General features: G+C 66.4%; 30 protein-coding genes. 16 read left to right on the forward strand and 14 right to left on the reverse strand.

What is annotated here, in order from left to right:
• Positions 1-110 precede the first annotated feature (110 nt).
• From M1L61_RS02035 to M1L61_RS02045, 3 genes are all read right to left on the reverse strand, one after another.
• Complete coding sequence (locus tag M1L61_RS02035) at positions 111-479, reverse strand: hypothetical protein (RefSeq protein ID WP_057499938.1); 369 nt, start codon at positions 477-479, stop codon at positions 111-113.
• A 453-nt stretch (positions 480-932) separates the two neighbouring features.
• Positions 933-1,358, reverse strand: coding sequence for a TonB family protein (locus M1L61_RS02040; protein WP_191850541.1), 426 nt, complete (start codon positions 1,356-1,358; stop codon positions 933-935).
• A gap of 91 nt (positions 1,359-1,449) precedes the next feature.
• Complete coding sequence (locus M1L61_RS02045) at positions 1,450-1,659, reverse strand: hypothetical protein (RefSeq protein WP_191850543.1); 210 nt, start codon at positions 1,657-1,659, stop codon at positions 1,450-1,452.
• A 668-nt stretch (positions 1,660-2,327) separates the two neighbouring features.
• On the opposite strand from M1L61_RS02045, the gene M1L61_RS02050 reads away from it, so the two are divergent.
• The 7 genes from M1L61_RS02050 to M1L61_RS02080 all read left to right on the forward strand — a co-directional run bounded on the left by M1L61_RS02050 (position 2,328) and on the right by M1L61_RS02080 (position 8,600).
• Positions 2,328-2,795 carry a hypothetical protein gene (locus M1L61_RS02050; protein WP_239502352.1) on the forward strand — a complete coding sequence of 156 codons (468 nt, stop codon included), beginning with the start codon at positions 2,328-2,330 and terminating at the stop codon, positions 2,793-2,795.
• Between the two features lie 9 nt (positions 2,796-2,804).
• Complete coding sequence (locus tag M1L61_RS02055) at positions 2,805-3,743, forward strand: XVIPCD domain-containing protein (protein ID WP_049453048.1); 939 nt, start codon at positions 2,805-2,807, stop codon at positions 3,741-3,743.
• Between the two features lie 133 nt (positions 3,744-3,876).
• Positions 3,877-4,803 (forward strand): XVIPCD domain-containing protein, encoded by a 927-nt coding sequence (locus tag M1L61_RS02060; RefSeq protein WP_248854247.1) that lies wholly within the window; start codon positions 3,877-3,879, stop codon positions 4,801-4,803.
• 167 nt (positions 4,804-4,970) lie between these two features.
• The gene (locus M1L61_RS02065) at positions 4,971-6,119 is read left to right on the forward strand and encodes a YncE family protein (RefSeq protein ID WP_248854248.1); all 1,149 of its coding nucleotides are present in this window, start codon (positions 4,971-4,973) and stop codon (positions 6,117-6,119) included.
• A 143-nt stretch (positions 6,120-6,262) separates the two neighbouring features.
• Positions 6,263-6,838 (forward strand): hypothetical protein, encoded by a 576-nt coding sequence (locus tag M1L61_RS02070; protein ID WP_100447526.1) that lies wholly within the window; start codon positions 6,263-6,265, stop codon positions 6,836-6,838.
• 78 nt (positions 6,839-6,916) lie between these two features.
• Positions 6,917-7,492, forward strand: coding sequence for a hypothetical protein (locus M1L61_RS02075; protein WP_100448524.1), 576 nt, complete (start codon positions 6,917-6,919; stop codon positions 7,490-7,492).
• 40 nt (positions 7,493-7,532) lie between these two features.
• On the forward strand, positions 7,533-8,600 hold the full coding sequence (locus tag M1L61_RS02080; RefSeq protein WP_100447528.1) for an XVIPCD domain-containing protein: 1,068 nt from the start codon (positions 7,533-7,535) through the stop codon (positions 8,598-8,600).
• A 62-nt stretch (positions 8,601-8,662) separates the two neighbouring features.
• Here the strand turns inward: M1L61_RS02080 and M1L61_RS02085 are convergent, their stop codons facing one another.
• On the reverse strand, positions 8,663-9,079 hold the full coding sequence (locus M1L61_RS02085; RefSeq protein ID WP_171953762.1) for an XVIPCD domain-containing protein: 417 nt from the start codon (positions 9,077-9,079) through the stop codon (positions 8,663-8,665).
• A gap of 76 nt (positions 9,080-9,155) precedes the next feature.
• A complete protein-coding gene (locus M1L61_RS02090) occupies positions 9,156-9,635 on the reverse strand; it encodes a nuclear transport factor 2 family protein (RefSeq protein WP_248854249.1) in 480 nt (159 codons plus the stop codon).
• Between the two features lie 221 nt (positions 9,636-9,856).
• Between M1L61_RS02090 and M1L61_RS02095 the strand changes: the two genes are divergently transcribed.
• Complete coding sequence (locus M1L61_RS02095) at positions 9,857-10,669, forward strand: alpha/beta hydrolase (RefSeq protein ID WP_248854250.1); 813 nt, start codon at positions 9,857-9,859, stop codon at positions 10,667-10,669.
• Positions 10,670-10,678: 9 nt separating this feature from the next.
• Entirely contained in the window at positions 10,679-10,852 is a 174-nt protein-coding gene (locus M1L61_RS02100; RefSeq protein WP_005412082.1) for a hypothetical protein, read from the forward strand.
• 91 nt (positions 10,853-10,943) lie between these two features.
• On the opposite strand, the gene M1L61_RS02105 is transcribed toward M1L61_RS02100, so the two are convergent.
• Positions 10,944-11,624: a hypothetical protein gene (locus M1L61_RS02105; RefSeq protein WP_248854251.1), complete on the reverse strand. Its 681-nt coding sequence runs from the start codon at positions 11,622-11,624 to the stop codon at positions 10,944-10,946.
• Between the two features lie 133 nt (positions 11,625-11,757).
• Between M1L61_RS02105 and M1L61_RS02110 the strand changes: the two genes are divergently transcribed.
• The gene (locus M1L61_RS02110; RefSeq protein WP_053442450.1) at positions 11,758-12,417 is read left to right on the forward strand and encodes a hypothetical protein; all 660 of its coding nucleotides are present in this window, start codon (positions 11,758-11,760) and stop codon (positions 12,415-12,417) included.
• A gap of 70 nt (positions 12,418-12,487) precedes the next feature.
• Complete coding sequence (locus M1L61_RS02115; RefSeq protein WP_043399891.1) at positions 12,488-13,456, forward strand: polysaccharide deacetylase family protein; 969 nt, start codon at positions 12,488-12,490, stop codon at positions 13,454-13,456.
• 3 nt (positions 13,457-13,459) lie between these two features.
• On the opposite strand, the gene M1L61_RS02120 is transcribed toward M1L61_RS02115, so the two are convergent.
• From M1L61_RS02120 to M1L61_RS02130, 3 genes are all read right to left on the reverse strand, one after another.
• On the reverse strand, positions 13,460-14,302 hold the full coding sequence (locus tag M1L61_RS02120; RefSeq protein WP_043399888.1) for an MnmC family methyltransferase: 843 nt from the start codon (positions 14,300-14,302) through the stop codon (positions 13,460-13,462).
• A 64-nt stretch (positions 14,303-14,366) separates the two neighbouring features.
• On the reverse strand, positions 14,367-14,747 hold the full coding sequence (locus M1L61_RS02125) for a hypothetical protein (RefSeq protein ID WP_043399885.1): 381 nt from the start codon (positions 14,745-14,747) through the stop codon (positions 14,367-14,369).
• A 69-nt stretch (positions 14,748-14,816) separates the two neighbouring features.
• A complete protein-coding gene (locus M1L61_RS02130) occupies positions 14,817-15,233 on the reverse strand; it encodes a hypothetical protein (RefSeq protein ID WP_049412170.1) in 417 nt (138 codons plus the stop codon).
• A 90-nt stretch (positions 15,234-15,323) separates the two neighbouring features.
• Between M1L61_RS02130 and M1L61_RS02135 the strand changes: the two genes are divergently transcribed.
• The gene (locus tag M1L61_RS02135; RefSeq protein WP_049412167.1) at positions 15,324-15,608 is read left to right on the forward strand and encodes a hypothetical protein; all 285 of its coding nucleotides are present in this window, start codon (positions 15,324-15,326) and stop codon (positions 15,606-15,608) included.
• Between the two features lie 123 nt (positions 15,609-15,731).
• Here the strand turns inward: M1L61_RS02135 and dmeF are convergent, their stop codons facing one another.
• Positions 15,732-16,703, reverse strand: a complete 972-nt coding sequence (gene dmeF / locus M1L61_RS02140) for a CDF family Co(II)/Ni(II) efflux transporter DmeF (protein ID WP_191850561.1) — start codon at positions 16,701-16,703, stop codon at positions 15,732-15,734.
• 52 nt (positions 16,704-16,755) lie between these two features.
• Here dmeF and M1L61_RS02145 point away from each other — a divergent pair, with 52 nt between their 5' ends.
• On the forward strand, positions 16,756-17,040 hold the full coding sequence (locus tag M1L61_RS02145) for a metal-sensing transcriptional repressor (RefSeq protein ID WP_010484160.1): 285 nt from the start codon (positions 16,756-16,758) through the stop codon (positions 17,038-17,040).
• Between the two features lie 95 nt (positions 17,041-17,135).
• Here M1L61_RS02145 and M1L61_RS02150 read toward each other — a convergent pair whose 3' ends face one another.
• The gene (locus M1L61_RS02150; RefSeq protein WP_010484159.1) at positions 17,136-17,510 is read right to left on the reverse strand and encodes a MerC domain-containing protein; all 375 of its coding nucleotides are present in this window, start codon (positions 17,508-17,510) and stop codon (positions 17,136-17,138) included.
• 69 nt (positions 17,511-17,579) lie between these two features.
• Here M1L61_RS02150 and M1L61_RS02155 point away from each other — a divergent pair, with 69 nt between their 5' ends.
• Positions 17,580-18,905 (forward strand): GTP-binding protein, encoded by a 1,326-nt coding sequence (locus tag M1L61_RS02155; protein WP_019337975.1) that lies wholly within the window; start codon positions 17,580-17,582, stop codon positions 18,903-18,905.
• 184 nt (positions 18,906-19,089) lie between these two features.
• On the opposite strand, the gene M1L61_RS02160 is transcribed toward M1L61_RS02155, so the two are convergent.
• Positions 19,090-20,697, reverse strand: coding sequence for an ATP-binding cassette domain-containing protein (locus M1L61_RS02160; protein WP_191850563.1), 1,608 nt, complete (start codon positions 20,695-20,697; stop codon positions 19,090-19,092).
• Positions 20,698-20,960: 263 nt separating this feature from the next.
• Complete coding sequence (locus M1L61_RS02165) at positions 20,961-21,860, reverse strand: LysR family transcriptional regulator (RefSeq protein WP_248854252.1); 900 nt, start codon at positions 21,858-21,860, stop codon at positions 20,961-20,963.
• A gap of 228 nt (positions 21,861-22,088) precedes the next feature.
• Between M1L61_RS02165 and M1L61_RS02170 the strand changes: the two genes are divergently transcribed.
• Positions 22,089-23,267 carry a serine hydrolase domain-containing protein gene (locus tag M1L61_RS02170; protein WP_043399859.1) on the forward strand — a complete coding sequence of 393 codons (1,179 nt, stop codon included), beginning with the start codon at positions 22,089-22,091 and terminating at the stop codon, positions 23,265-23,267.
• Positions 23,264-24,448, forward strand: a complete 1,185-nt coding sequence (locus M1L61_RS02175; RefSeq protein WP_019660888.1) for an MFS transporter — start codon at positions 23,264-23,266, stop codon at positions 24,446-24,448. The genes M1L61_RS02170 and M1L61_RS02175 overlap by 4 nt, the downstream gene beginning before the upstream one ends.
• A 313-nt stretch (positions 24,449-24,761) precedes the next feature.
• On the opposite strand, the gene M1L61_RS02180 is transcribed toward M1L61_RS02175, so the two are convergent.
• A complete protein-coding gene (locus tag M1L61_RS02180; RefSeq protein WP_164194413.1) occupies positions 24,762-26,378 on the reverse strand; it encodes an EAL domain-containing protein in 1,617 nt (538 codons plus the stop codon).
• Positions 26,379-26,454: the final 76 nt, after the last annotated feature.

Below are 26,454 nucleotides of genomic sequence, written 5' to 3' on the forward strand. Positions count from 1 at the left end.
TCCGAATCGGGGATGCCTTGTGGAACCCGCAAGGGTGACTTCCATCCGACGTCAGCCGATAGCACGTGGATGACCAGCAGCCACGTGACACATGGCCAGATCCAACTGGGCTATTCCCGCACGTGCAACCGCTCAGCCACCTGCGCAGTCAACGCCACACACGCCATCTTCAATCCTTCCATAACCCGATCCCCCAGGTACTCCTCGGGCGCACCATTCTGCCGAGTGCGCTCCGCAGCCAGCATCAGCTCCGCCACCACGCGCAGCCCTGCCAACGCGCAATCCGCATCCGCCAGCTGAAGACAACGCCCAGGCAGTTGATGCCGCTCCGGCCAAGGCTGGCCGTCCGCAGCCGCACCAGTGCCGATGCGATGCAACGTGGCGACGAAGGCGTTGGGATCGATGGACCGTTCGCGGTCGGGTTCGGTGTTGTCCGGATCGTACTGCGCGTGCAGGGAACGGAAGTCCGATGTGTTCATGGCAATGCTCCGTACAGGACAGATAGCAGCGCCACCAGATAAAGGCGGCGGACGATGCGTGGTTCGAAAGCCGGACAGTAACCAAGCCGGTGGGTCCGAAGACCCCCACGCACCGCCCGCCATGGAACGCGAACGGATTGCCAGCCGGCGCCACGCAAAGGTGACGCCGGCTGACAAGCGTAAAACACATGGTTACTGAACGGGCTTTCGAACCCGCGCCACCCTTTTCCGGTGGCACGCCAAGAGATACCCGCGCAGCTGCCAAATGCCAAGAAACTGCAGAACTGACGATTGCCAGTCCTGACGCTTTCGGGATTGTCGCACACGGTGTTAAGCCGGCAAGCGATTGCGCCGCAACGGTCTTGAAGGGCTTGGCGCTATTGGCCCCAAGCGCAGGATGCCCACAGCCAGGCCCACGGCGTAGGACCAATCACGACAGATTGCACCAGCGGTTCAGCCGGGCGGCGCCTCGGCCGTGGGCACGAAGGTCATACGGACCCGAACCCGCGCGTGCAGCGCGACGCCCTCAATCACAACCGGTTCGAAGCGCCACTGGTCCACTGCGGTAAAGGCCGCACGATCAATCTCCCGCAGTCCGCTGGACCGCGCCACCATCACGTTGGAAACGTGGCCCAGCTCATCCAATTGAGCAACCAGCAGCACCTCCATGGGAGCCTGCAGCAAGGTATCGGGCGGCGTGGCAGGGGCCGTTGAATACACAACGGCAGGCGCCTGCTGCAGCTCGAAAGTGGGGTTGTCACCGCGCTCTACGAACACTTCGGTGGAAACCTGCGGGTCTGCCGCCATGGCCATGGCAGGTGTGGCGCCCAGCAGCATCAGAACGAGGTTCAGTGCCAGGGCGGTGTTCAAACGGGGCATACGTGGTTTCCATTCCGGTGCGCTGCCAGCATAGCGGCCATCCCCTGGCATCGCTTGCCTTGAATGCCTGCGTGCGGGATTGCTGCGCGGATTACATAGGCGCGCCCGGCCGTGGCCACAGTGCATCGTCGCGCTCCAGGTCGTAGTCGCCGCCGAACGCCAGCGCAGCCTCACGCGGTGGGAGGTCTGCGTAGCAGCCCAGCAGATACTCATCCATGCCGGCGTCGCTATGGTCGATGGCGAACAGGTGGAGGAGCTTCTTGTCGAAGGCTTCCAGCCATGTGGGGTGGATCTTGGTCATGGGCATCCTCCAGTGGGGACGGGGGGAGGCTTAGGCCTGTCTCAGCGGCTGTGACGGTGCGGCCCCGCCCAAATTTGGCGGGGCCGCATCCGCTTCGCTTTCGGCCGTTGATCAACTCGTATGGCAGGCTGCAGCGCAAGTGGCACAGCCATTCGACTGCCGGTACCACCTCCGGGCTTCAGCCACGGCCGTCCTACAGCTGGTGTGCAAGCCGAGGTCCTGTGTGGACTGGGCGCGAGCAAGCCAATAGCATCCCTGTTTATGCACCTCATGGTCTCCATTGGCCTGCGGCGTTCTGTTCACAAAGTAGCGGTCCATTTACTACCCCCTATGCGTGTACGGTAAGCGCACCATTGCGCGTGGTCGACTTTGATCACTCCCAGTCGCAGGAGCCGCGACGCAGCGAACTTCGTCGCAGAATCATCTGCGGCCGGGGTGTATAAGTACGGGCGAAGGCGCCTTCAACGGCTTCGATGAGCCTTGGAAGAGGAAAAGCGATGTTTCGACAAGGAAGATGGTTGGTCTGCCTGGCCTTGATACTGTCAGGTTCCCTGCTGAGCGGCTGCCGAGCCAGCTCGGAGGCGGTACCCGGGCCGCGTGCTCCGGCAGAGAACGGGACCCTGGTGCCCTTCGTCAGGCCGCTGCCGCTGGTGGCAATGACCACACCCATGGTGGTCGAGTTCACCCTACCGCCCCCAGGGAAAAGTTCCTCGCCAACCTTGTTTCTTGGAATCCGGGTGGGTGGAGAAGACGGGCTGAAATCACTGAATACGAGCCGTGAGATCCGCAGTATGGGCCTACCCGCCGAGGTGAAACTGGAGCGGCTGGAGGCGCAAAAGCGCATTCCTGTTCCGTTGGTGAGGGTGGAGTCGGTGGCAGGCACGCCCGCGCGTATTGAGCCCATCGGACCCACGGGCCGGGTGGAAGGCGGGTGGTTGGATGACGTCGATCATCAGTCTCTGCAGTCAGCAGGATTGGAGGCGCCTGACAGTCACCACACACAACTTGCCCTCGCTTGGGCTCAGGAACTGCAGCCTGGCCACTACAGGCTGAGTATGCAGATACTGAAGCCTGATGATCGATTGGCGGCCACGCAAGCCGAGTTGCTGGTGGCCTACGTAAACAAGTCGAAGTAGGAGTGCGTCATGGACGACAAGTACACAGTCACAATCTTCGTTGCCGCTCCCGGCACGCCGCTGCTGGCTGGAGGGACATCCAGCGCCGGCCACGTCTACTACAAAGTGGCACATGGCAAGGACGAGGTGAGCTTTGGCTTTGCACCCATCGAGCATGGCGTCGTGACTGGGCCTGGAATGGTCTACAACAATGACGCCGAGCAGTACAAAGACCCGTACTACACGCGGACGATGGAAATCAGCCAGCGGCAGTACGACAAGCTGGTGGAATTTGGCACAAAGCCCGGCGAGCATGGATTCAATACTGAGTATCACGGGGTGGAAAACAGCTGTATCGACTACACGTGGGGCGCACTGAATCACGCCGGCCTTCATCGAACCAACCTTCTCTTCATGCAGGACAAGAGCTTCGAAGGTGGCCTGAAACCGCTCAGCAATGTGGAGTACATCCGCAGCATCCGCGCGCCCTTTCCAGATAGCGCGCTGAATAGCGAGCACTACAACAAAATGCCGGAGAGAACGTTGATGCAGCGAATCATCAGCGATGAGCAACTGCCGCGGGGCGATCGCGATATGCTCGATTCCATCCGCAAGGGAATAGCGGGCATTGATGAGGCGCATGGCCGCTCCTACGATGGGACCAGCGAGCGGATCTCAGTGGGCTTGTTGGCCACGGCCAAGGAGAGCGGGCTGGAGCATGTCGACCATGTGGTATTGGGCAATGCTCCAAGCGATGGTTCGCCGCAGCGACTGTTCGTCGTGCAGGGGGAGCTCAACGATCCTGCCCATGTGCGAGCTTCGATGACGGCGGAGGAGGCTGCGCGAACACCGGTGGAGCAGTCATTCGCCAAGGTCGAGCAGATTGCGCAGGCCCAGCAGGAGCGCGCCTCGTTGGCGCCGCAGGAGCCGGCCCTGGAACAAACCCGGGCGCCGCTGCAGATGGGCTGACTTCCAGCGACTGCACGGAAGATCACAGTTTCGAGCGCCTCGGCCTCGAAACTGCCTCCATCTCTACCTGTCCCCCATCCCACCTATGCCATCATCCGCCCAGGACCGCAGTACCCAACAAGGCTGAGCAGGCATGGAGCAGGCAACACGCTACACCGCAACGCTGTACCTGGCCGCCCCCGGCACACCACTTAAGAGCGGGGGTATCTCGCCGCGCGGCCACATGTACCTGCAGGTGGCAGCAGGCGACGAGGCCCACAGCTACGGCTTCGCACCGCCGCGCTACGCGCCGGGCGAAGCCCCCACGGGTGCGCAGTACGCGCAGGTGCGCCACGACGATGCCGACGAGCATCTGGACCCGTATTACAGCCGCACCCTGGAAATCACCGAGGAGCATTACGGCTGCCTGCGTGATTTCGCCGAGGAGCCGGCCGAGTTCGAATTCGATGTGGATCGCCCGGCCACCATCAACCGCTGCAGCGATTTCGTCTGGGCGGCGCTGCACTATGCGGGCTTGCATCCGCTGCCGGCCCCGCTGGACGGCGGCAGCAACCTGGGCGAGTTCGCGGTGCTGTTCAACCTGCCGGAAATACAGTGCATTGCCGCGCCGTTCCCGGGCAGCGATCTGAATGCCGAAACCCATCACGCGATGCCCGAGCGCGAGGCCGAGCATCATCGCCAGGGCGACCGCGCCAGCGATGAGCCGCCGCCGACACCGATTGAAGTGGCCGGCACGCTGCTGGACCCCTCGCATCCAGACCACCGCCTGTTCTCGCAGCTGATCCAGAAAGTGGCCGAGCTGGATGCGGCGCATGGTCGCCCGTTCGACGCGGCCAGCCAGCGCATCAGCGCGAGCCTGCTGGTGCTGGCCAAGCAGAACAATCTCTCGCGCGTGGACCACGTGCTGCTCAGCCGGCCGACGAAGAGCAGCCATGCGGCGGAGAGCATCTTCATCGTGCAGGGCGACCGCAACGACCCGGGGCACCGCCGCGCCAGTATCGCCACCGAGGTGGCGGCCAAGACCGATGTGGCCGATTCGCTGCGGTTGAAGGAGCAGTAATCCGCGCGCCTGCCATACGCGCGTCGGCGCACGCCACGCCCCCCACCTGCTACCATTCCCCCCGCAACCCCAGCCAGCCCACCCCGCGCAGACAGATGCGGGGCGGGCCGTCGCAGTACGGCCCAGCGAGCCAGGACACCTTCCCGTGCCCATTCAAGGACGCTCGCATGTTCCGTACTCCTCTCTTCCGCTCGGCCGCGCTGGCCGTTGCCGTTTCGCTCAGCCTCGGCGTGCCCTCCGCATTCGCCGACAACGCGCCCGCCGCCAGTGCCACCACCGCCGCTGTGCAGCGCCAGGCCGTGGCCAAAGGCCTGTACGAGCTGGCCTACAGCCCGAAGCAGAACGCCGTGTTCGTGGCCTCGTCCGGCGGCTTCGGCGATGACGCCGGCCCGGCCCAGGTGCTGCGCCTGAACCCGGCCACGCTCGCCGTGGAAACCCGCATCCCGCTGGAGCGCAAGGCGTTCGGCGTGGTGCTGGATGACGCCCACAACCGCCTGTACGTGGGCAACACCGTGGACCTGTCGGTGACCGTGGTCGACACCGCGCAGAACAAGGCCGTCGGCACCATCCAGTTGATGGAGAAGAAGACCGGCAAGGACGGCAAGGCCGCCTACACCCACGACCTGCGCGAGCTGGTGGTCGACAGCGCGGCCAACCGCCTGTACGTGACCGGCCACAGCAGCCAGCCAGACGTGAGCAGCGTGCTGTTCGTGATCGATACCACCACGCTGAAGGTGATCAACACCATCGACGGCCTGGGCAATGCCAAGGCGCCGGGCCTGGCGCTGGATGCGGCCAACAAGCGCATCTACACCAGCAACCTGCTGGCCGACCTGGTGGTGGTGGGCACCGAGTCGAACAAGGTGGTGGCGCAGCACAGGATCGCCGCCGAGCAGCCGATGAACATCGCGCTGGACCCGGCCGGCAAGCGCCTGTTCGTGACCGACCAGGGCTCGGAATTCCTGCGTGGCTACCAGGCCAAGAGCAGCGGGCTGGTCAGCAAGCATCCGGGCCAGCGCGTGCTGGTGGTGGACCGCAACACCGGCAAGGAACTGGCCAGCATCCCGACCGACGCCGGCCCGCTGGGCATCCTGCTGGATGCACCGCGCAAGCGCCTGTACGTGACCAACCGCGAGGCCGGTACGGTGACCGCGTACAACAGTGACAGCTACCAGAAGGTGGCGACCTACACGGTGCCGACCCACCCGAACAGCCTGGCGCTGGATGCTAAGAACAACGTGCTGTTCGTGAGCATCAAGAACGGCGAGAAGGATGACAAGGGCGCTGACGAGAGCGTGGCACGGATTCAGCTGTAATGAGGTGACGCCGGGGCACGCCCGGCGGCGAGCCGCGTGAAGAAGGCAGGGTGAAGACCCTGCCTTTTTCATTGGCCGGTTGCGGCGCCAGCAGCCGGCGGCTAGGGTTGAACCTCATGGCAGGGAGCCAAAGGATCTGAATCATGCTGGGTATCCACCGCTGGCTGCGCGCCGGCCTGGTCTTCACGCTGGCGGGCGCACTCGGCGCCTGCAGCAGCCGCGTACCGGATGCGCCGGAGCCACTGGATCTGGTCAAGCCAATCATCGTTGCCGAGCCTGGCCAGGCGGTGCGGTTCGAGTTCGAGACGAATGCCCGAAACTTCCACCCGGGTCGCACCTATGCACTCGAGTTGGAAGTTGAGCACCAGGGGCCGGAGGACACCCGCGAGCCGAGTATCGCCACGATGCAGATCCCCTTTGAGGTGTCCCTGCAGCGGTTGACCGCAGATACTTGGCAGGACGTTGCGACCTACGACAGCTACCAGGCAATGGCTCGCAACGCGGGGGCAGCGCTTCCAGAATGGCATGCATCCAGCGAATGGCGGTATACGTCGCCGCACATGGGGAGTGACGGCCAGTACACGCTGAGCTTGGTTGCTCTGCCAGTGGAAATTGACTCCCGCTACCGCGTGGACGTACGTACGGTGCAGAGGACAGAGGCACTGCAGGATTATTCGGCCCGTTTGCGGATCCATGCCGCCCGTCCCGCTGGAAAGTAATCAATCGCTTGGTTGCGGCGCCCCCTGGTCGCTCGTCAGGGTAGGAACTTCATGGCAGGAAGCCAAATGGTCTTAATCATGCTGGGTATCCATCGCTGGTTGCGTGCCGGCTTGTTCCTCACGCTGGTGGGCGCACTCGGCGCCTGTGGCAGTCGTGTATCGGATGCGGCGGAGCCGCTGGATCTGGTCAAGCCGATCAACCTTGCCGAGTCCGGGCAAGCGGTGCGGTTTGAGTTCGAGACGAATGCCCGCAACTTCCATCCCGGGCGCCCCTATGTGCTGGATCTTGAGGTGCAGCGGCATGGACCGGAGCCTGACAGCGAGCAAGATATGGACGGTGTCCATATTCCTTTTGAACTGTCCCTGCAGCGCTGGGTCGCTGGCGCCTGGCAAGACTTTGCAACTTCTGATTTCTATCAGGCAAGGGCGCGCAATCTGGGGGAGCCGCTCCCCGAATGGCATGCATCGGCAGATTGGCGCTACGCGCAACAGGTGTCGATGGACGCCAGCCGATATAGGCTGAGCATCGTCACCCTGCCGATGGAAACGGATGCCCGCTACCATCTGAATGTGCGCACAGTTCAGCCTACAGCCGCGCTCCAGCATTACCCGGCCCAGCTGCGGGTGCATGCCGATCCTCTCTCTGGAAAATAGTCGCTGTCACACCGCTGATGGGAATTGAAGGATTCTTCTTATGGACAAGCCACGTTATGCCGTCGAGATCATCATCGCCGCCCCCGGTACGCCGTTGATAGACAAGAAGACCGGTAGCCAGGAAGTTATTGATGGGGTGCCGCAGACTTCCGGGCCAGGCCACATGTTCTATGTGCTTCGTGCGCCCGATCAGCCGCCTCAGAGCTATGGATTTGCACCCATAGAACACGGAAGCGTGAACGGCCAAGGCAAGGTCATGAATGATGATGCTACGATCTACAAGGACCCCCATTACAGCCGCACTCTCGAAATCAGCGAGGAGCAGTACAAAAAGCTTGAGGCGTTCGGCACGTACCCAAGCAAGTACGGCTTCGATCTGCAATACAAGGATGTGCGCCACAACTGCGTTGACTTCACTTGGGAAGCGCTGAACCACGCGGGCATCGAGCGGAAAAGAAGCATCGACGTGAACGCGCTGGGCGGCGGTATTGGCCAATTGCTTCCCGATGTCCGCATTCCCTTGGACAGCAAGGGCGCAGGCAAGGATGGATTCCGCCCGCTGCGCAACATCCACGGTGTGGACAGCATTGATCCGCCGTTTCCAGACAGCGAGCTCAATCAAAGGAAAACCAACCCCCTGCCGGAGCGTAGTTTTCGGCAACGCATCCTGAGCGACGCCGAGGGCATGGGCGAACGAAGCGGTGACCATCTGGCCCGCCATAGCAATGACCCGCTGCTGTCGCAGATCCACCAGGGCGTGGCCCGGCTCGATGCAGAGCGTGGCCGTGCCTTCGATGCCACCAGCGAGAACATCAGTGCCAGCCTGTACGCGCTGGCCAAAGCCAATGGCCTGACCCAGGTTGACCATGTGCTGTTGAGCGATCGCACTGCGCAGGCCGATGTGGCGCAGAGCATCTTCATCGTCCAGGGTGAGCGCAACGACCCGGCACAGTTGCGGGCCAGCATGCCAACGGCGGTGGCCGCGCAGACACCGGCAGAAACCTCGTTCGAGCGCGCTGAGCAGCTGTCGCAGTCTGGGCAGGCGCGCACGCAGGATGAACTGCAGCAGCGCCAGGTGCAGGAGCAGTCCGGGCCGCGCATGGCCTAGGGCAGCAAGCGCACGGCGAGTCGACGTTCTCGCGGTGGGCCGCCGGTAACGCTGGAGGCGGCTCAGCCCAGGCGGTGTGCCGGGTTCTGCTGTTGTTCCTGCTCACGGACCTGCTGCTCGGGCAGCTGCCCCATGGACGGCTGCTGCGGGGCAATGCCGAGCTTCTGCATCGACTGCTCCACCGGCGTCCGCGCCGCCACCGCGGTCGGCATCATCGCCCGCAGATGCGCCGGATTGGCCGGGTCGCCCTGTACCACGAAGATGTTGTGTCCCGCCGGATGGTTGGCCGTGGCGTTGCTGACCAGCACGTGGTCGACCTGCTGCAGGCCCTGCTCGCGGGCCAGCACGGTCAGGCTGGCGGTCAGACGCTCGCTGGTCTGGTCGAACGGACGGCCATGCTGCGCGTCCAGGGCGGCCACGCCCTGGCGGATCTGCTGGTTGAGGCCGTACTCGGGATGGTTGGGGGTGATCTCTGCCATGGGGCGATCTGCAGCGGTAGGTCGTGATGGACCTGGGCAGTATAGAACCGGTCCGTGAACCACCGCATCGCAGCGATCAGTCCGCCGGCCGATGGTCGTAGCTGATCACCCGCTCGGCCAGCCAGCGCCCGTCCACGCGGCGCCAGACCTGGATGAAACGGGCCTGGCCGGTCCAGTGCTCGATGCCGTTTGCATCGCGCTCGTGGAAGCGGTGGTCGCCGATCTCCAGGGCGCGATCGTCGTGCAGCGGAAACACCTGCAGCGAGCTTTCCACCAGTTCGCGGCGCAGATGGATGTGGTTGGCGCGGGTGCTGTCGCACAGGGCGGCCACGCTGCGGCGGAAGTCCTCACGTTTGCTGGCGGACTTACCCGCCTTGTCATGGAAGAACTCCATGTCTTCAGTGGTCATGGCTGCCGCCTTGTCGGCATCGCAGTCGTCGAACGCGGCGGCGAACAGCTGCGCGTCGGCCTGGCGGATCTGCTCGCGCAGGGTTTCGTTAGCGCTCGGGGCGGCGGCCAGGCCGGCAGCAAGCAGGGGCAGGGTGAGCAGCAGCATGGCGAGGCTCCAGGACGGGATTCACGCAGGCTCGCACGGCGCTCCGGGGGCCGCAGCCGCCCTGCGACGAAACGGGATTTCCAGGGAGTGAATGCCCGCATCTATGGATTGGCCGGGTGGCGTGGCCTGTGCAGGTGGTGTCATGGCGGCCGGCGATTCCATCACAGTCGCGATAGGAGCCGACCCATAGCCTGAAAGCCTCCCCTTCCACAGGAGCTCCCATGCCTGCTTCCCGCGTCCGCCTGCACGTTGAAGACACCGGTGGCGATGGCCGCCCGGTCATTCTGATTCACGGTTGGCCGCTGTCCGCCGATGCCTGGAAGACGCAGGTGTCGATCCTGCGCGACGCCCAGCACCGGGTGCTCAGCTACGACCGGCGTGGCTTCGGCCGTTCTGACAAGCCGGCAGAAGGTTACGACTACGACACGCTGGCGGCGGATCTGGCCGGGGTGATCGAGGAACGTGACCTGCGCGACGTCACCCTGGTCGGCTTCTCGATGGGCGGTGGCGAGGTAGCGCGTTACGTGGCCAACCATGGCCAGGAACGCCTGCACAGTGTGGTGTTTGCAGCAGCGGTACCGCCGTTCCTGCTACGCAGCGACGACAACCCGGAAGGCCCGCTGACCCAGGACAAGGCTGACGAAATGCGCAGTGGTCTGGAGAAAGATCGCGAGGCGTTCTTCGATGGCTTCACCCGCGATTTCTTCAGCGCCAACGGCCAGTTGATGGTGACCGAAGAGACGCGTCAGGCGGCCATCGCGCTGTGCCATCAATCCGACCAGACGGCGGCGCTGGGTTGCATGCACGCGTTCGCGACCACCGACTTTCGCGACGATCTGAAGAAGATCACCGTGCCAACCCTGATCCTGCACGGTGACAGCGATGCCATCGTGCCGTTTGAAGGTTCCGGGCAGCGAACGCATCAGGCGATTGCGGGCAGCGAGGCGGTGATCCTGGAAGGTGCGCCGCATGGCTGCAACACGAGCCATGCCGACCACTTCAATCTGGCGCTGCTGAACTTCCTGAAGCGGTAAGCTGCGGCCATGCGCCAGACCAAGACACCTCCGTGGAAGAAGCCCAACCCCAAGGGCCAGACCTCGCAGCCGCTGTCGCCTGCGCAGAAAGAGGCGGCGCGACAGCGGGCGGAAGAGAATGGGCGACGTTACCCGAATCTGGTGGACAACATGTGGGCCGCGAAGCTGCCGCGCGGATCGTGATCTGTAGAGTTGAGCCATGCTCGACTCCGCTCTGCATCCATCCACGCATGGCGTGGATCTACTGCAACAGCAGCCGAGCGTGGGCTCGGCTCTACAGGTCGGCCAGCGGCTTCCAGCCGGGTTCCAGCCAGGGCGCGATCTTGTTCTGGCGGACGGTGATGGCCTCAACTGGTACCCCAGCCAGGTGCGCAAGCTCTGCACGCAGCACATCGGCATCCACCGGCAGTGCCGCAGCCACCTGTAGCCGACCACCCTGATGTCTCACCTGTACCGGTAGCGTGGCGTGCGCGTCATGCTCGCCGCCGGTGCGCCCGATCGGGTAGCGCATCGCTACCGGCCGCGACAGCTGCGCCAGTGCGGGCTGCCACGCCTGCAGCACGAGAGGCTGCCCGGCAGCGGGAACATGTACTTCTGCAATCGTGGCCGGGTAGCCAGTGAGGCTTTCGACCATCACCTGGAAGCGCGCGCCATCCGGCATGACCAGCACGGTGGCGATCAACGCAGAGAACGAAACGAACACCGCCGCGAGGCTCCAGCTGCGCGGCGCGGTGGCCGGGCGCGTTGCGGTGCGCAGGCCCGGTCTGCGCCGCAGCTTGCGCGCGTAGATGCGCCGGTCCTTCCGGCGCGGGCTGCTGCTGTGCTCGGGCAGGTTCAAGGGAACCCGTGGAAGGCGCGCCACGCGGGCCTTGATCAGGCGCGACAGCAGCATCCAGGCGATCACGAACGCCAGCAGCGGAAGCAGCGTTCGCACCCACAGATACAGCGTGACCATCCACAACACCTCTACATACGACCATCCATGCTCATCCACATCCTACCGGGACCACGCGACGGTTGTCGTATCCGCCAGCCGACAAGCACAGGGCGCTTGGTTAGGATGGTCCTTTGTTGTCACGGATGAACCGATGGTCTCTGCTGCTGCCCGCTTCTGTCGTATCTGTGGTCCTGGCCCGATTCTGCTGGCACTGCAGGTGGTGGCGCTGCTGGCGGTAGCCCTTGCAGCCGGCTTCTTCCACTACCGCGTGGGATTGCTGCTGGAGCCGGTGGATGACGCATGCGGTGGGCCCGACCCGGTCGCACGCATGCAGGTCGCAGAACAGCTGCTGGCGCGGTCCACTGCGCTTGCACCATGGCAACCGCTGCAGTGGATTCCGATGGCGGGCGTGGCGCTGGCGCTGCTGGGCGCGATGTCGATCAGCGTCTACCGCCTGGGCCGCGTGTCGGAACGCCTGCGACGCGCCAACTGGGGATTGATGGCGCTGCACGCAGCGATCCTGGCACTGGCCGCCAGGGTATTGCACCTGTACGACATGGCATGGATCAGCGTGGCCAAACTGTCCCCAGCGGCGTGCCTGGTGGAACTGGGCGAGCAGGGCCGGCTGCCGCTGGCACAGGCGCAGGAGGTGGTGTTTGGCATCCTCACCCGCGAGCACGCGCCGCTGCTGCGTAATCCCGATGACCTTGCCTTCGTGCTGGTCGCGTTGTTGCTGATGGCCATGGCCGCAGGATTCATGCTGTGGCGGGCGATCGTGCGCGAGCGTCAGGTGCAGTCGCGCAGCCCATAGCGGGTGCGTGGCCGACCATGCATCCACAATCGCGCTAAAGTCAGCACTTCGCTCCTGCAAGGATGTGCTGATGCGTTGGTTGCTGCGTGCTGTGCCATTGCTGCTGTGTTCGTTGGCGGTGCACGCCGCCGAAGTGGATCGCCGGATTGCGGTGACCATCGACGACCTGCCCTGGGCGCGGGTGGACCAGATCGTTCCGCCGGACCTGCAGTCGCGGCATGAAGCGCTGATGGCGCAGCTGCATCAGGCGGGTGTGCCGGTAGTCGGCTTCGTCAACGGGAACAAGCTTGAGATCGACGGGCAGGTGCAGCCGGCGCGGGCGCAGATGCTGCGCGACTGGCTGGACGCCGGTTATGTGCTCGGCAACCACACCTACTCGCACATGGACCTGAATGCCAAGGGCGTGCCTGCGTTCCAGCAGGATTTCCTGCGTGGCGAGACGGTGCTGCGGCCGCTGCTGGCCGAGCGTGGGCTGAAGCCGCAGTGGATGCGACACCCCTATCTGCGTGCAGGGCGCACGCCGGAAGAACGCGCGCAGATGGACGCGTTCTTCAGGCAGCATGGCTACCGCGTGGCACCGGTGACGGTCGACAACGGCGAGTGGGTGTGGGCGTTCGCCTATGCCAACGTGATGAACGAGCAGCCCGATTCCCCGGCGCGTGAGGCCACGCTCGCGCAGCTGCGCAAGGGCTACGTGCCGTACATGCTGAACAAGCTGGACTACTACGAGAAGCAGTCGCAGGCACTGCTGGGCTACGCGCTGCCACAGGTCTGGCTGATGCACGCCAACGAACTCAATGCGGCCACGTTCGCCGAACTGGTGGCGGCGACGAAGCGCCGCGGCTATCGCTTCATCTCACTGGATGAGGCGATGCGTGACCCGGCCTATGCACGCGGTGCCGAAGGCTACAGTGGCCGTTACGGCCCGAGCTGGCTGCACCGCTGGGCGATGGCGGAGAAGAAACCGAAGGACTTCTACGCCGGAGAACCGGAAGTGCCGACGTGGGTGATGAAGCTGGCCAAGGTGGATTCGGAGTGAGGCTCAGCGCTTGACGGCCAGCACACCGTCAAGCGCCAGCTCGGCCTTGAAGCCGGCCTTTTCCAGACGTTTGGCCACTTCACGTGGCACGTCGCGGCCGCTGGTCAGCTTGTTCGGCGCGCCGGTGTAGTGGAACAGGCGACCGCCCTTTCGGATGACGCGGGCGAGGTGGTCGTAGAATACCTGCGAGTACAGTTCGCCGGCGATGCTGAAGCGCGGCGGGTCGTGCAGGATCGCGTCGACGCTGTTGCTGGCCACCTGTTCGATCTGCTGCGAGACATCGCCGTGGCTGAACTGCAGGCGGCCACCGGCCGCAGCCGAGTCCGGATCCGGTGACCACGGGTTGAGCGTGCGCAGCCACATCACGTCGGCATTCTTCTCGAACGAGCGGATCTGGCCGACACCGGCCTCCAACGCGCAGGCGGCGAAATAGCCCAGGCCACCACAGGTATCGAGGATCACCTTGCCGGCCGGGGCGACCAGCTCGACCTTGCGGCGCGCATCCTCGAAGGGTGACAGCTTGGAGGTCGGCAGCATCTTGATGCCGTCGATCTCGAAGGTCGGTGCGCCCCATTCGGTCGGCACCAGCTTGATCAGCGAGCCGCTGTAGCGCGAGATCGGGGCGAAGTCCTCGCCGTCCCAGTAGTACAGCGTGCGGTCCTTCAGCTTGCCCGGCCACGGGTAGGGCTGGCCACGGAAGCGGAAGCCGTCGGCATCCAGCGCCACGCTGTCCTCGCTGCGGCCGAGGTCGAGCGAACCCTGCCAGTCGGCAGCGCCCTTGTCATGGGCACGGCGCAGGGTGTCAGCGCTGTCGCGGGTCAGCAGGGGGCCGGTGTAATGGGGCACGGCGGGTACCGGGGCGGTTCGGGGGAGGGCATGGTACCGCAGCTGTTGTAGAGCCAAGCCGATGTCAAAGTAGGTCCACGCCATGCGTGGATGCAGGCAGGGAGGAGTCGGGCGTGGGCCCGACGCTAGCGCTGGTGCAGCTGTAACCGTGTGTGGTCCCTTCCCCCGCGATCATGCCGACGCCACGCGACGGCTGCATGCCCTGCCGCGCGCACGATCGACGATGGGCCTCCTGGGTTTGCGGTGGCTGCCGATCGAAGTCGTAGCGCATGCGGCCGTCCTCCTGCAGCAGCCAGTGCACGATGACGCGCTCCTTCGTGCCATCGCCGAGGTCCCAATCCAGAGTGCGCATTATCAGGGTCTGGCCATCGGGCAGCTGCCGGACTTCGTCATAGGCACCCTGGGTCTTCGGCGCGCTTACCGCAAGCAGCAGAAACAGCAGCATTGGCATCGCTCCTCAAAGAAGACAGGATGCGCCCATAGTGCCCTGAGTCGCCATCAGAATCATTGCGTCTTACGGGCACTTCACCGCATACACCGGCCCAGCCCCGATCAGCATCAGCGCCATGTAGTCACTATCACTGGCCTTGCCCTTCAATGTCGCGTCCTTGTTGAAGTGGAAGATGCCGAAGCCACCGGCCATGCGGATCAACGCGCTGTCGATCTGCTCGGCGTCATCGCGGAAGTAGCGGCTGATCTCGCTGCGGGTGGCCTTATGCAGGGCATTCGGCTCGCGCTGCCACTGGTCGCCGCGGCTGAAGGAGACGAAGTACTGGCCGCCTTCCCTGTCGATGCGGAAATCGGCCGGTTTGCGCGCGCCGGTGGCGAAGCAGCCCTGCAACGGGTCGGCGCTGAAAGGAAGCCCGGCGTCGCCACTGCAGGCGGTGAGCAGCAGGAGGGCACCGGGCAGCAGCAGGCGGAGCGTGCGCATGGGATGTCCCTACGGGGCAGGTGCGGCTAGTGTAGGCAGCATGCGGGCACGGCCCGTACAGAAATTCGGCAAGAACAAAGGGGTTTTCGGATGGCGCAGGGCAAGGCACCGTGGTGCGGCATGGCCAGTTGGCTGGGGATCGCTGTGGGTTGGGGCGCGGGCACGTTGGCTGCGCAGGCGGCGGTGGCCGCAGGCGGCAATGGCATGGCCGCCGGGCTGGGCGTGGGCGTGCTGGGTGCGGCACTGGTGGGCGGCGGTCTGGCGGTGGCTTCGCGCGTGCGCGGTGAGCGTTGGCCGTGGATCGGCATCGGTGGTGCGGTGCTGAGTGCGCTGCCGCTGCTGATGTACCTGCTGCGGATGATGCTGAAGTTCTGACTGTAGAGCCGAGCCCGTGCTCGGCTGATGGCCTGCGACAGCCGAGCATGGCTCGGCGCTGCAAAGGCAACGGCAAGCCGAGCATGGGTTCGGCTCTACAGATTCGACCGCAGTCGCGCAGGATCAGCTGCGGTGGATCTCCACCGTTACATGCACCAGCTCCTCATGGATCGCCAGCGCGTTGCGCACGGTATCGGCATCCAGACCTGCGTCGCTGGTAACCACGCTGGCGCTGACCGCGTACTTGCCGCGACCGACCTGCCAGACGTGCAGGTCGGCCAGGCGCGCCGGCCAGGGACCCTGTTCGATCACTTCGCGCACTTCGGCCACCACCGGTGCGTCCATCTGCGCGTCGAGCAGGATGCGGCCGCTGTCGCGTAGCAGGCCTACAGCCCACACCGTGACCAGCGCGGCGCCGACCAGCCCCATCACCGGGTCCAGCCAGGTCAGGCCCAGCAGCTTGCCGCCGAGCAGGGCGACGATGGCCAGCACCGAGGTGGCGGCGTCGGCCAGCACGTGCACGTAGGCCGAGCGCAGATTGAGGTCGTGACCGTGCGCATGGCCGTGATCGTGGTGTTCGTGGTCATGCCCGTGATGATGGCCATGGTCATGCCCGTGGTGGTGATGCGCGTGGCCCGGGCTGTCGTGCAGCCACCATGCGCAGAGCAGGTTCACGCCCAGGCCTACCGCAGCGATGGCGATGGCTTCGTTGTAGTGGATCGGCGCCGGTACCCACAGCCGCTGCAGTGACTGCACGGCCATCAGCGCGGCGACGCCGAGCAGGGCGATGGCGCTGGTGTAGCCGGCCAGGATCTCGATCTTCCAGGTGCCGAAGGCGAAGCGCGGGTCGTGCGCGTAGCGGCGCGCGCAGCGGTAGGCGAACACCGCCAGGCCCAGCGCCAGCGCGTGCGAACTCATGTGCCAGCCATCGGCGAGCACGGCCATGGAGTTGAACCACCAGCCTCCTACGATCTCCACCAGCATCATGCCGACGGTGAGCCACAGGGCGCGGCGGGTATTGCGTTCGGCCAGCGGGTTGCCGTCGTCGAAGCGGTGTTCGTGGCGGCGGGCGGCGGCGAGGGCGTCCAGGTGCATGGGGGGACCAAGGGGGTGGAGTGGATACCCCCATAGGGTATATGATCCAGTCATGGCCCATGTACACAAGAATCGAAAGCAGCTGCTGACCCGGGTGCGCCGTATCGCGGGTCAGGTGGCGGCGTTGGAGCAGGCGCTGGACAAGCCCGAGGGCGAGGCGGGCGACTGCGCGGACGTGCTGGTGCAGGTCGCCGCCGTGCGCGGTGCAGCCCACAGCCTGTTGATGGAGCTGCTGCACGAGCACCTGCAGGAACATGTGGTGGCTGCCGACGACCCGCAGCAGCGGGCGGACGAGGCCGCGGTGCTGGTCGAGCTGCTGCGCCGCTACGGCAAATAGGCCGAGGGGCGGTAGAGTCGACTGTTAGTCGACTGCTCTTCGCCCAGGCGGCATGAGATCCCGCGCTTCGCGCGAGAGTCGACTAACAGTCGACTCTACCCGGCGTGCCGGTGCCGTGCGTTCCAGATGTGCGTGGCGGCCAGCAGCAGGCTGCCGGTGACGGTCATCGGCGTTTCCCAGTCATGCGAGGGCAGCGCCAGCGCGCCGGCCAGCAACAGGCCCAGACCGGCGCCGGCGGTGGCCCAGGCCAGCACCGGCAGCGGGTGACGGCGCTCGGCCCGCCACAGCGCGTAGCCGGTCAGCGGCAGGGCGATGGCCACGAACAGCAGATGCACCCATTCCGCTTCGGCCCAGGTGCCGAACAGGGGGAGCGCGGCGGCCAGCAGGGGCAGCGCCAGGCAGTGCAGCAGGCACAGGCTGGACAGGGCGACCGCACCGGCATCGAGCAGGGCGGCAGAAGGCGACTTCATCGGGGGAGGTTCCTTGCGCAACAATTGTTATACAGTAACATTTCTGTTCCGCAGCCAACCCGCTCCGACATGAACACTGTTTCCCGCGCCGACCGTCGCCTTCCGGTCACCGTGCTGTCCGGCTTCCTGGGGGCCGGCAAGACCACCCTGCTCAACCAGATCCTGCGCAACCGCGAGGGTCTGCGCGTGGCGGTTATCGTCAACGACATGAGCGAGGTCAACATCGACGCGCAGCTGGTGCGCGAAGGTGGGGCCGAACTGCGCCGCACCGAAGAGACGCTGGTGGAGTTCAGCAACGGCTGCATCTGCTGCACGCTGCGCGATGACCTGCTGCAGGAAGTGCGGCGCCTGGCCGATGCGGGCCGCTATGACTATCTGCTGATCGAATCGACGGGCATCGGCGAGCCGATGCCGGTGGCGGCCACCTTCGCGGTGCGCGACGAGCACGGCTTCAGCCTGAGTGACATCGCGCGGCTGGACACGATGGTGACGGTGGTCGACGGCAGCGCGTTCCTTGCCGACTTCGGCTCGACGTCGCGACTGGCCGAGCGCGGCCAGCAGGCCGGCCCGGAGGACGATCGCGGCGTGGTTGACCTGCTGTGCGAGCAGGTGGAGTTTGCCGACGTGATCGTGGTCAGCAAGGTGGACCAGGTGGATGACGAAGTGCTGCAGGACACGCTGGCCGTGCTGCGTGGCCTGAACCGCGACGCGAAGCTGCTGCTGTCCAGCTTCGGCAATGTGCCGCTGGCCGAGCTGCTGGATACCGGTCGCTTCGACATGGAGCGTGCGCAACGTGCGCCGGGCTGGGTGAAGGAACTGCGGGGCGAGCACACACCGGAAACCGAGGAGTACGGCATCGGTAGCTTCGTCTACCGCTCGCGACGTCCGTTCCACCCCGCGCGATTCGCCCGCGCGCTGCAGTCGGGCATGCCCGGCGTGATCCGCAGCAAAGGCTGGTTCTGGCTGGCCAACAGGATGGACTGGGTGGGCGAGCTGAACACCGTGGGTGCCGCGACGCGGACGCAGGCGGCGGGCTTCTGGTACGCCGCGCGCGATCGCGTGCGTGCGGGCATCGAGGACACCACACCGCTGTTGCCGCCGACACCGCTGCCGTACAGCGACCTCGGATGGGCGCGCCAGCAGGCCGACTGCTGGAGCGCGCCGTTGCCGGGACCGGAGGAGTTTCCGGACGCGGCCGCGCATTCGGCAATGCAGCGCCTGTGGCACCCGTTGTGGGGCGATCGGCGCCAGGAACTGGTGGTGATTGGCGTGCACATGGACGAGCGCGCCGTGCGCGCAGAGCTGGATGCCTGCCTGCTCAACGAACAGGAGCTGCGTGCGGGACCGCTGCTGTGGCAGCAGATGCCGCAGGCATTCCCGGTGTGGAAGCGCTGAGCTAACGGCTCCTGTAGATCCACGCCATGCGTGGATGGCGGTTCAACCGGTCTTTGCCCGCCTTGTAGAGCCGAGCCCACGCTCGGCTGGCGGATCATTCCATCCGCGCATGGCGTGGATCTACTGCAATTGCAGCCGAGCGTGGGCTCGGCTCTACAGAATCGAATCCACGCATGGCGTGGATCTACAAGGCGTCACGCCACTGCCAACCCCCAGTGCTCACCTGCAGCACGTGCGTCGGTCGCAATGCCTGCAGCAGGTGCCGGTCGTGGCTGACCATCACCAGCGCGCCCGGCCACGCCGCAAGCAGTTCCTCCAGCGCCTGCAATGCGCTCAGATCCAGCGCATTACCGGGTTCGTCCAGCAGCAACAGTTGGGGCGCGGGATCGGCATACAGCACGCTGGCCAGCGCACCCTTCACCCGCTCGCCATCACTGAGGCTGTGGGCCGCCCGCTGGATGCGCTGTGCATCCAGCCCGAGCAGGGCCAGCCGCGTGCGCAGCTCGCCTGGGTCCGCGCGCGGGTTGGCGGCCTGCACGGTGTCAAGGATGCTGCGCGCGCCGGACAGCCCCAGCAACTGCTGGTCGAGCAGGGCCAGTGGTGCATGCCGTTGCACGGTGCCACTGCATGCAGGCAGCTGGCCGGCCAACACACGCAGCAGGGTCGATTTGCCGCTGCCGTTGTTACCGACCACGGCGATGCGCTGCCCCCGGCGGATCTCCAGCTGCAGCGGGGCGCTGCAGCCATGTGGCAGCACCAGCGCCTCGGCCTCCAGCAGACGCGCGCTGCCACGCTCGCCCGCACCGGCAAACAGCGCCAGTTCCGGCGCCGCATGCACCGCGGATGCCGCTGCGCGCAGCTGCTCTGTGCTGGCCTGCAGGCGCTCGGCCTGCACCTGCTGTGCGCGGCCGTGGCTGGCCTCGGAGCGCTGCTTCTGCCGGCCGAGCAGGATCGGGGCCTGGTTGGCCTGCTTCGCATCACGGTTGCCACGTGCCTGGCGCTGCTGCTGGCGTTCGTGTTGTTCGCGCGCGCTGCGTTGCTGTTGCCGGTGCTGTGCACGTGCATGGTCAAGCTGGGCGGCGGCGGCTTCACGTTCGGCGGCGCGCGCGTCGGCGTAGTGCTGCCACGGTCCGCCATAGCGATGCAGCCCACGCGCATCGAGCTCGACGATCTGCTGCATGTGCGCCAGCAGTTCGCGATCATGGCTGATCGCCAGCAGGCCGCCGCGCCACTGCTGCAACTGTTCATACAACTGTTGGCGATGGCGTGCGTCGAGGTGGTTGCTGGGTTCGTCCAGGATCAGCCAGTCGGCACCGCTGGCCCAGGCACCGGACAGCGCCACCTGCATGGCCTGGCCACCACTGAGGCGCGCGGCCGGCTGGGCCGGATCGAGGTCGTCGGGTAGCTGCAGCGTACGCCATTGCTGCTGCAGGCGTTCGCGCAGATCCCAGCGGTCGCCGACGCGGGCGAAGTCGGCCTCGTCCACGCTGCCGGCTTCGATGCGTTGCAGTGCGGCCAGTTCCGCGCCGACACCGGCCAGTTCACCGACCGTGCCGGCGGGTGGATAGCCGGGCGTCGGCAACAGGAACACGCGGCCACTGCCGCGAACCTGGCCGTTGTCGGGCAGCAGCCGGCCGGCCAGCAGGCGTGCGAGCACGCTCTTGCCGGCGCCATTGGCACCGACGAGGCCGGTGGCGACCGGTTCGAAGGAAAACGTCAGATCGGAAAACAGCGGGCGGCCGTCGGCCAATCGATACGACACGCGATCGAGCGTGAGGGAATGCGGGGTCATGCGACCTCCATGGATGCCGGGTTCTCCCCTGCGCGCAGGGGCGGGAAGAGTCAGGCCGTCTAGTGGGAAGACGGCGGCATCAATGGCGCATTGGTCGCGAGCCTCTTGGAGGAATGAGCGGCCAGTATAGCGGCAGTGGCTGAATGGTCGGGTGCGCGGCCGCCGGGCATGGCCCGGCGCTACCGATGATCGGGCGGTTCTGTAGAGCCGAGCCGATGCTCGGCTTCCTTTCGCCGCGAGACGCATCCACGCATGGCGTGGATCTACGGCACGTTACCCAGGCGGGCGCCGACGAAGTCGATGAACACCCGCAGCTTCGGCAGTACGTGTCGGCCCGACGGCCACAGCAGATGGAAGGTGCCGCAGGAATGCACGTGTTCGTCCAGCACCGTGACCAGGCGGCCGTCGGCCAGGGCATCGCGCACCGAGTGCACCGGCACGAAGGCCAGGCCGATATCGCGCAGTGCGAGCGCTACCCGCGCTTCGATGGTGTTGGCCACCATGTGCACCGGAAGCTCCTGCGGCGTTTCATCGTCGGGCCAGTGGATCGGCCACGGTTCCAGCTTGCCGGTGGTGGGGAAGCGATAGTGCAGCAGCGTGTGCTGCATCAAGCCTGCCGGCGTGCGCGGAACGCCGCAGCGCTGCAGGTAGCCCGGCGAGGCAACGACACGCCGCGGGAATACCCCCAGCCGGCGTGCGTTCATCCGCGAGTCGCTGGGTTCGCCGACGCGCAGCACCGTATCGAAGCCCTCCTCGATGACATCAACCAGGCGGTCACTGAAGTCCAGGTCCAGGCGGATATCCGGATACGCGGCCATGAACTCGGCCATCAACGGCAGGGTGAGGTCGCCCACCAGCGGCAGGCTGATGCGCAGCGTACCGCGGGGTGTAGCGTGCGGCTGTGCCAGCTCGGTGCGTGCGGCATCGCGCTCGTCGAGGATGCGCCGGCAACGCGCCAGGAACAGCTGACCCTCGGCGGTGAGCGTGATGCTGCGCGTGCTGCGGTGGAACAGGCGCACGCCCAGTGCGTGCTCCAGCCGCGCCACGCATTTGCCCGCTGCCGAGGCGGATATGCCCTGCAGGCGCCCGGTTTCGACAAAGCTGCGGGTGTCGGCGGCATGCACGAAGGTCTGCAGGTTGGCGAGGTTGTCCAGGACTGACATGGGCGTGCGGGCAATGAAAGCGGCAGGGTAGGCCGGCGCGGCTGTAGCGGGCGGCTCCGCCATCGCAACACTGTGGTGCGGGGTGGCGTGGAGACCGTTGCGGCCTTGCGGTTCCGGCCATCATGCCGATTGCGGACTACACGGTCCATGATGCCCGGAGCGGCAACCGGCTTTTTGCGCGGACGCCCGCTGCCTAACGTGGCGGCCTCTCCCCCACGGATCACCGCGATGAATGCCGCTCCTTCCTTCGAACCTGCGCCGACACTGCCTTCGGTGCAGCGGCTGCTGCAGCAGGTCCACCCGCAGCGCCTGGTCGGTGCGGTGGTGCTGGTGCGCGAGCACGGCGCGCTGCGCCATGCCAGCGCGACGGGCCTGGCGGATCGCGAGTCGGCCACGCCGATGCAGCGCGACCAGCTGTTCCGGCTGGCCTCGGTGAGCAAGCCGCTGCTGAGCACGGTGATCCTGGGCCTGGTGGCCGAGGGCGTGCTCGACCTGGATGCACCGGTGCAGCGCTGGCTGCGGGACTTCCGCCCGGCGCTGGCTGATGGCAGCACGCCAGCGATCAGCCTGCGCCAGCTGCTCAGCCACAGCAGCGGGCTGGGCTATCGCTTTCTCGAAGCCGATGCGAAGGGTCCCTACGCACGCGCTGGCGTCAGCGATGGCATGGACGCGAACCCGCTCTCTCTGGCCGACAACGTGCGCCGCATCGCGCAGGCCCCCCTGCTGTTCGCGCCGGGCAGCCAGTGGCTGTACTCGCTGGGCGTGGACGTTGCCGGTGCCGTGGCTGAAGCAGCGACCGGTGAATCCCTGCAGGCACTGTTCGAGCGCTTGCTGGCCGCACCCCTGGGCCTGCGCGATACCGCCTTCGCCACCCACGATGCGGCTCGGCTTGCCACGCCCTACGTCACCGACACACCGCAGCCGCACCGCCTGCGCGAAGGCGAGGTGGTCGCTCCGTTCGAGGGTACCGTCGGCATCGAGTACAGCCTCGCGCGCGCCACCGATGCCAGCCGTTTCCCCTCGGCCGGGGCAGGCCTGGTCGGTAGCGCCGATGAAGTGATGGCGGTGCTGGAGGCCTTGCGTGATGTGCAGCGTTCAGGCCTGTTGCCGCCCGCACTGGCAGCGGAGATGGCCAGCCCGCAGGTGGGCGAACAGGGGCCGCCGGAACCGGCCGGCTGGGGTTTTGGCCTTGGCTTTGCGGTGCTGCGCGATGCGGCCGCCAGCGGTACGCCGCAGAGCGCAGGCACCTGGCGTTGGGGCGGCGCCTACGGGCACAGCTGGTTTGTCGATCCTGCGCGTGGGCTCAGCGTGGTGGCGCTGACCAACACCCTGTACGAAGGCATGGACGGTGCCTTCGTCGATGAGCTGCGCGATGCGGTCTATGCTGATCTGGAGACCGCGCGATGAGCGGCCATGCCATCGATGCGGCTGGCCCGGCCGGTGAAGCCACGCGCCTGCCGTGGGCGGGACTGCTGGCGCTGGCCGGTGGCGGCTTCATCACTCTGCTGACCGAGACCCTGCCGGCCGGCGTCCTGCGGCCGATGGGCGAAAGCCTCGGTGTGAGCGACGCGGCGGTTGGCCAGCTGGTCAGCGTGTATGCGCTCGGCTCGGTGATGGCCGCACTGCCGATGACCGCACTGACCCAGCGCCTGCCGCGACGTCCCTTGCTGCTCGCCGCGATTGCCGGCTTCGTGGTGGTCAATACGCTGACCGCATTGAGCAGCAGCTACCCGCTGATCCTGGCCGCGCGCTTCCTGGCCGGCGTGTGTGGTGGCCTGCTGTGGTCGCTGGTGGCCGGCTACGCCGCGCGCATGGTGGTGCCCTCGCTGCAGGGCCGGGCGATTGCGGTGGCGATGGTCGGATCGCCGCTGGCACTGTCGCTGGGCGTACCGGCCGGCACGTTGCTGGGCCAGCAGATCGGCTGGCGCTGGGCATTCGCGCTGATGAGCGTGCTGGCAGTCGTGCTGCTGGCCTACGCGCGCTGGGCATTGCCCGCGTTGCCGGCGGCGGCGGCCGGTCAGCGTACGTCGTTGGCTACGGTGTGGCGCATGCCGGGCGTGCGCAGTGCGTTGGCGGTGATGGTGCTGTACGTGCTGGCGCACAACGTGCTCTACACCTACATCGAACCGCTGGCGGTGGAGGCCGGTGCCGGCCCGTGGCTGGACCGCCTGCTGCTGGCCTTCGGCCTGGCCGCCATCGCCGGCATCGTCATTGCCGGCTGGGGTGTGGACCGTCATCTGCGCACGCTGGTGTGGGCCGCGGTGATCGGCTTCATCGTGCCGGTGCTGACCCTGCTGTTGTGGCCGGGCGACGCGATCGCGCTGCTGCTGGCGACGATCCTGTGGGGCGTTGCCTTTGGCGCGGTACCTACGTTGTTCCAGACCGCATTGGCGCGGCGTGCCGGTGCCGCCGCGGATCTGGCGCAGTCGATGCTGGTGACCGGCTGGAACCTGGCCATTGCTGCCGGTGGCGTTGCAGGGGGTTTGCTGCTGCAGGCGGGCGGCCCGAACCAGTTGGGATGGCTGCCGTTGCTGCTGCTGGCGGTGAGCGTGGCGTGGCTGTTGGCACGGCCGAAGGCCTGGGCGTAGGCGCAGCCACACGTTACGGAGGTGCCGGCCAGCGGCCGGCACTACCGTGGTCCACGCCATCCACGCATGGCGTGGATCTACCGAGCGCAGCGACCCGCGTTTGCTTTTGCCTTTTCCCGTTGATTCCGTGGCGGGACGCCGCCGGAACCTGTCAGAGGCCGGGGCGGTCGGGTTAGCGGGGGTGTCCGCGGCATGGATGCCGCGGCCAAGCCCCATGGACGGGTTTACGGCGTCCCCCGCGAACCCGACCGTCCCGGCCGCCCCGGGGATAGCAGTACGCGACCCACCACGAGGGGCTCCGCCGTTCGCCGTCCTACTCCACTCCCTCACGCTCGATCGGCACGCTGCGCGGATTCTGCATGTGCTCCCGCGCCGCGCCATAGCGCTGCTGCCGCTTGTGATGGAACACCACGAACTCATCCCGTGGCAGCGGCCGCGAGAACAGCCAGCCCTGCGCGAACTCGACCTTGCGGGTATGCAGATACGCCAGCTGTGCCTCGGTTTCAACGCCCTCGGCCACCACCCACAGGCCCAGCTCCTTGGCCATGTCGATGATGTGCGGCGTCACCGGGCTGGTCGCACTCTCGGTGCCGATCGCATCGATGAACGACTTGTCGATCTTCAGCGCGTCCAGCGGCAGCTGTTCCAGGTACTGCAGGCTGGAGAAGCCGACGCCGAAATCGTCAATGGCCACGCTGTGCCCGGCCCGACGTGCCTGTGCCAGCATCGTGCGGGCGCGGTCCAGGTCGAGGAAGCCGCGCTCGGTGGCCTCCATCCAGATCTGCTGCGGCAGGATGCCGCTGCCGGCCATGTGCTTGGAGATCATCTTCAGCGCGCGGCCGCTGCTGATGTCTTCGGCGGCCAGGTTGATCGCGATGTGCGCGCTGCGGTCGGCCACCAGCAGCTCGCGCATGTCGCGCACCACGTTCTCGATCACCAGATCGGTGACCGCGCCGATCATGCCGGCCTCTTCGGCCAGCGGAATGAACAGGTCCGGCCGCACCTGGGTGCCATCCGGGCGCTGCCAGCGCACCAGCGCTTCGGCGCCGACGCAGATGCCGGTATCCAGTTCGATGATGGGCTGGTAGTGCAGGTACAGCTCGCGGCGGCGGATCGCCGTGGCCAGCTCGCCGCGCAGCGACAGGCGGCGACGCGACAGCCAGATCACCAGGCCGGCACCGACAGCGGCCAGCAGAACGCCGATCGGCACGAACAGCCACGCCTGCTGGCGGAAGGTCGCGGCGAGCGCGGTACGCGGTGTGGTCGCGATCGCCAGCCACTCTTCGTTGCGGGCGGTGGCGTACAGGGTGTTGTGGTCCAGGCCTTCACCCGGCGCGCGCAGCAGGGTCTCAAGCAATGCCGGATCCATGCCGTCCTGCCTGGCCAGGAGGCGGCCGTCCGGGCTGGCCAGGGCAAGGCGCACGTTCGGGTCGGCGATGACATCGACGAAGCGGCGCGGATCGACCAGCACGTCGTAGTTGCCATACAGGATCGACAGGACCTGGCGCCGTCCGCTTGCCTCGGGGCGCACATCCACGGCGATGCCGGCGCCATCACTGGTGACGTGGTCGGACTTGGGCTGGTTGACGTCGGACAGGAACGGCCCCCACGACGTACAGCGTAGCTTGCCACCCTCGAAGTAGCCCATCTGGTCGACCGACGGCGAGGTCATCACCAGCGTCTGCATGCGCCGGATATGGTCGGGCCCGCAGGCGCTGTGGGCGCCGACCTCGGCCGACTGCAGTGCCGCCAGTGCTTCCTGGTAGGACTGGTCGGCGCGGCGCAGGGCACGGCCGGCAATGTCGCGCAGGCGTTGCTGCTCGACGCTGACCGCACGGTCCCAGGTGGCATAGGCCATCACCGCGATCGGCACGGCCGCGGCCAGCAGCGCCAGTGCGGTGCCACCAATGATGACGCGCAGCCGGCTCATGGCCGGGGCTCCAGCGGGGCGGGCAGGGCAGGGCGCATGGTCGGGCCGATCCTTGGGCAGGTGCGGCTATCTGAGC

It is taken from the genome of Stenotrophomonas sp. NY11291 (genome assembly GCF_023277365.1).
Lineage (GTDB): Bacteria > Pseudomonadota > Gammaproteobacteria > Xanthomonadales > Xanthomonadaceae > Stenotrophomonas > Stenotrophomonas geniculata.

What these genes read in the sequence shown, in the direction of transcription:
- M1L61_RS02085 (WP_171953762.1), bottom strand. Translation starts at nt 9,079, where the DNA reads ATGGCAGAGATCACCCCCAACCATCCCGAGTACGGCCTCAACCAGCAG.
- M1L61_RS02080 (WP_100447528.1), top strand. Translation starts at nt 7,533, where the DNA reads ATGGACAAGCCACGTTATGCCGTCGAGATCATCATCGCCGCCCCCGGT.
- M1L61_RS02055 (WP_049453048.1), top strand. Translation starts at nt 2,805, where the DNA reads ATGGACGACAAGTACACAGTCACAATCTTCGTTGCCGCTCCCGGCACG.
- M1L61_RS02035 (WP_057499938.1), bottom strand. Translation starts at nt 479, where the DNA reads ATGAACACATCGGACTTCCGTTCCCTGCACGCGCAGTACGATCCGGAC.
- M1L61_RS02070 (WP_100447526.1), top strand. Translation starts at nt 6,263, where the DNA reads ATGCTGGGTATCCACCGCTGGCTGCGCGCCGGCCTGGTCTTCACGCTG.
- M1L61_RS02160 (WP_191850563.1), bottom strand. Translation starts at nt 20,697, where the DNA reads ATGACCCCGCATTCCCTCACGCTCGATCGCGTGTCGTATCGATTGGCC.
- M1L61_RS02145 (WP_010484160.1), top strand. Translation starts at nt 16,756, where the DNA reads ATGGCCCATGTACACAAGAATCGAAAGCAGCTGCTGACCCGGGTGCGC.
- M1L61_RS02165 (WP_248854252.1), bottom strand. Translation starts at nt 21,860, where the DNA reads ATGTCAGTCCTGGACAACCTCGCCAACCTGCAGACCTTCGTGCATGCC.
- dmeF (WP_191850561.1), bottom strand. Translation starts at nt 16,703, where the DNA reads ATGCACCTGGACGCCCTCGCCGCCGCCCGCCGCCACGAACACCGCTTC.
- M1L61_RS02075 (WP_100448524.1), top strand. Translation starts at nt 6,917, where the DNA reads ATGCTGGGTATCCATCGCTGGTTGCGTGCCGGCTTGTTCCTCACGCTG.
- M1L61_RS02170 (WP_043399859.1), top strand. Translation starts at nt 22,089, where the DNA reads ATGAATGCCGCTCCTTCCTTCGAACCTGCGCCGACACTGCCTTCGGTG.
- M1L61_RS02065 (WP_248854248.1), top strand. Translation starts at nt 4,971, where the DNA reads ATGTTCCGTACTCCTCTCTTCCGCTCGGCCGCGCTGGCCGTTGCCGTT.
- M1L61_RS02150 (WP_010484159.1), bottom strand. Translation starts at nt 17,510, where the DNA reads ATGAAGTCGCCTTCTGCCGCCCTGCTCGATGCCGGTGCGGTCGCCCTG.
- M1L61_RS02060 (WP_248854247.1), top strand. Translation starts at nt 3,877, where the DNA reads ATGGAGCAGGCAACACGCTACACCGCAACGCTGTACCTGGCCGCCCCC.
- M1L61_RS02110 (WP_053442450.1), top strand. Translation starts at nt 11,758, where the DNA reads ATGGTCTCTGCTGCTGCCCGCTTCTGTCGTATCTGTGGTCCTGGCCCG.
- M1L61_RS02135 (WP_049412167.1), top strand. Translation starts at nt 15,324, where the DNA reads ATGGCGCAGGGCAAGGCACCGTGGTGCGGCATGGCCAGTTGGCTGGGG.
- M1L61_RS02090 (WP_248854249.1), bottom strand. Translation starts at nt 9,635, where the DNA reads ATGCTGCTGCTCACCCTGCCCCTGCTTGCTGCCGGCCTGGCCGCCGCC.
- M1L61_RS02130 (WP_049412170.1), bottom strand. Translation starts at nt 15,233, where the DNA reads ATGCGCACGCTCCGCCTGCTGCTGCCCGGTGCCCTCCTGCTGCTCACC.
- M1L61_RS02180 (WP_164194413.1), bottom strand. Translation starts at nt 26,378, where the DNA reads ATGAGCCGGCTGCGCGTCATCATTGGTGGCACCGCACTGGCGCTGCTG.
- M1L61_RS02125 (WP_043399885.1), bottom strand. Translation starts at nt 14,747, where the DNA reads ATGCTGCTGTTTCTGCTGCTTGCGGTAAGCGCGCCGAAGACCCAGGGT.
- M1L61_RS02040 (WP_191850541.1), bottom strand. Translation starts at nt 1,358, where the DNA reads ATGCCCCGTTTGAACACCGCCCTGGCACTGAACCTCGTTCTGATGCTG.
- M1L61_RS02100 (WP_005412082.1), top strand. Translation starts at nt 10,679, where the DNA reads ATGCGCCAGACCAAGACACCTCCGTGGAAGAAGCCCAACCCCAAGGGC.
- M1L61_RS02105 (WP_248854251.1), bottom strand. Translation starts at nt 11,624, where the DNA reads ATGGTCACGCTGTATCTGTGGGTGCGAACGCTGCTTCCGCTGCTGGCG.
- M1L61_RS02175 (WP_019660888.1), top strand. Translation starts at nt 23,264, where the DNA reads ATGAGCGGCCATGCCATCGATGCGGCTGGCCCGGCCGGTGAAGCCACG.
- M1L61_RS02045 (WP_191850543.1), bottom strand. Translation starts at nt 1,659, where the DNA reads ATGACCAAGATCCACCCCACATGGCTGGAAGCCTTCGACAAGAAGCTC.
- M1L61_RS02095 (WP_248854250.1), top strand. Translation starts at nt 9,857, where the DNA reads ATGCCTGCTTCCCGCGTCCGCCTGCACGTTGAAGACACCGGTGGCGAT.
- M1L61_RS02050 (WP_239502352.1), top strand. Translation starts at nt 2,328, where the DNA reads ATGGTGGTCGAGTTCACCCTACCGCCCCCAGGGAAAAGTTCCTCGCCA.
- M1L61_RS02115 (WP_043399891.1), top strand. Translation starts at nt 12,488, where the DNA reads ATGCGTTGGTTGCTGCGTGCTGTGCCATTGCTGCTGTGTTCGTTGGCG.
- M1L61_RS02155 (WP_019337975.1), top strand. Translation starts at nt 17,580, where the DNA reads ATGAACACTGTTTCCCGCGCCGACCGTCGCCTTCCGGTCACCGTGCTG.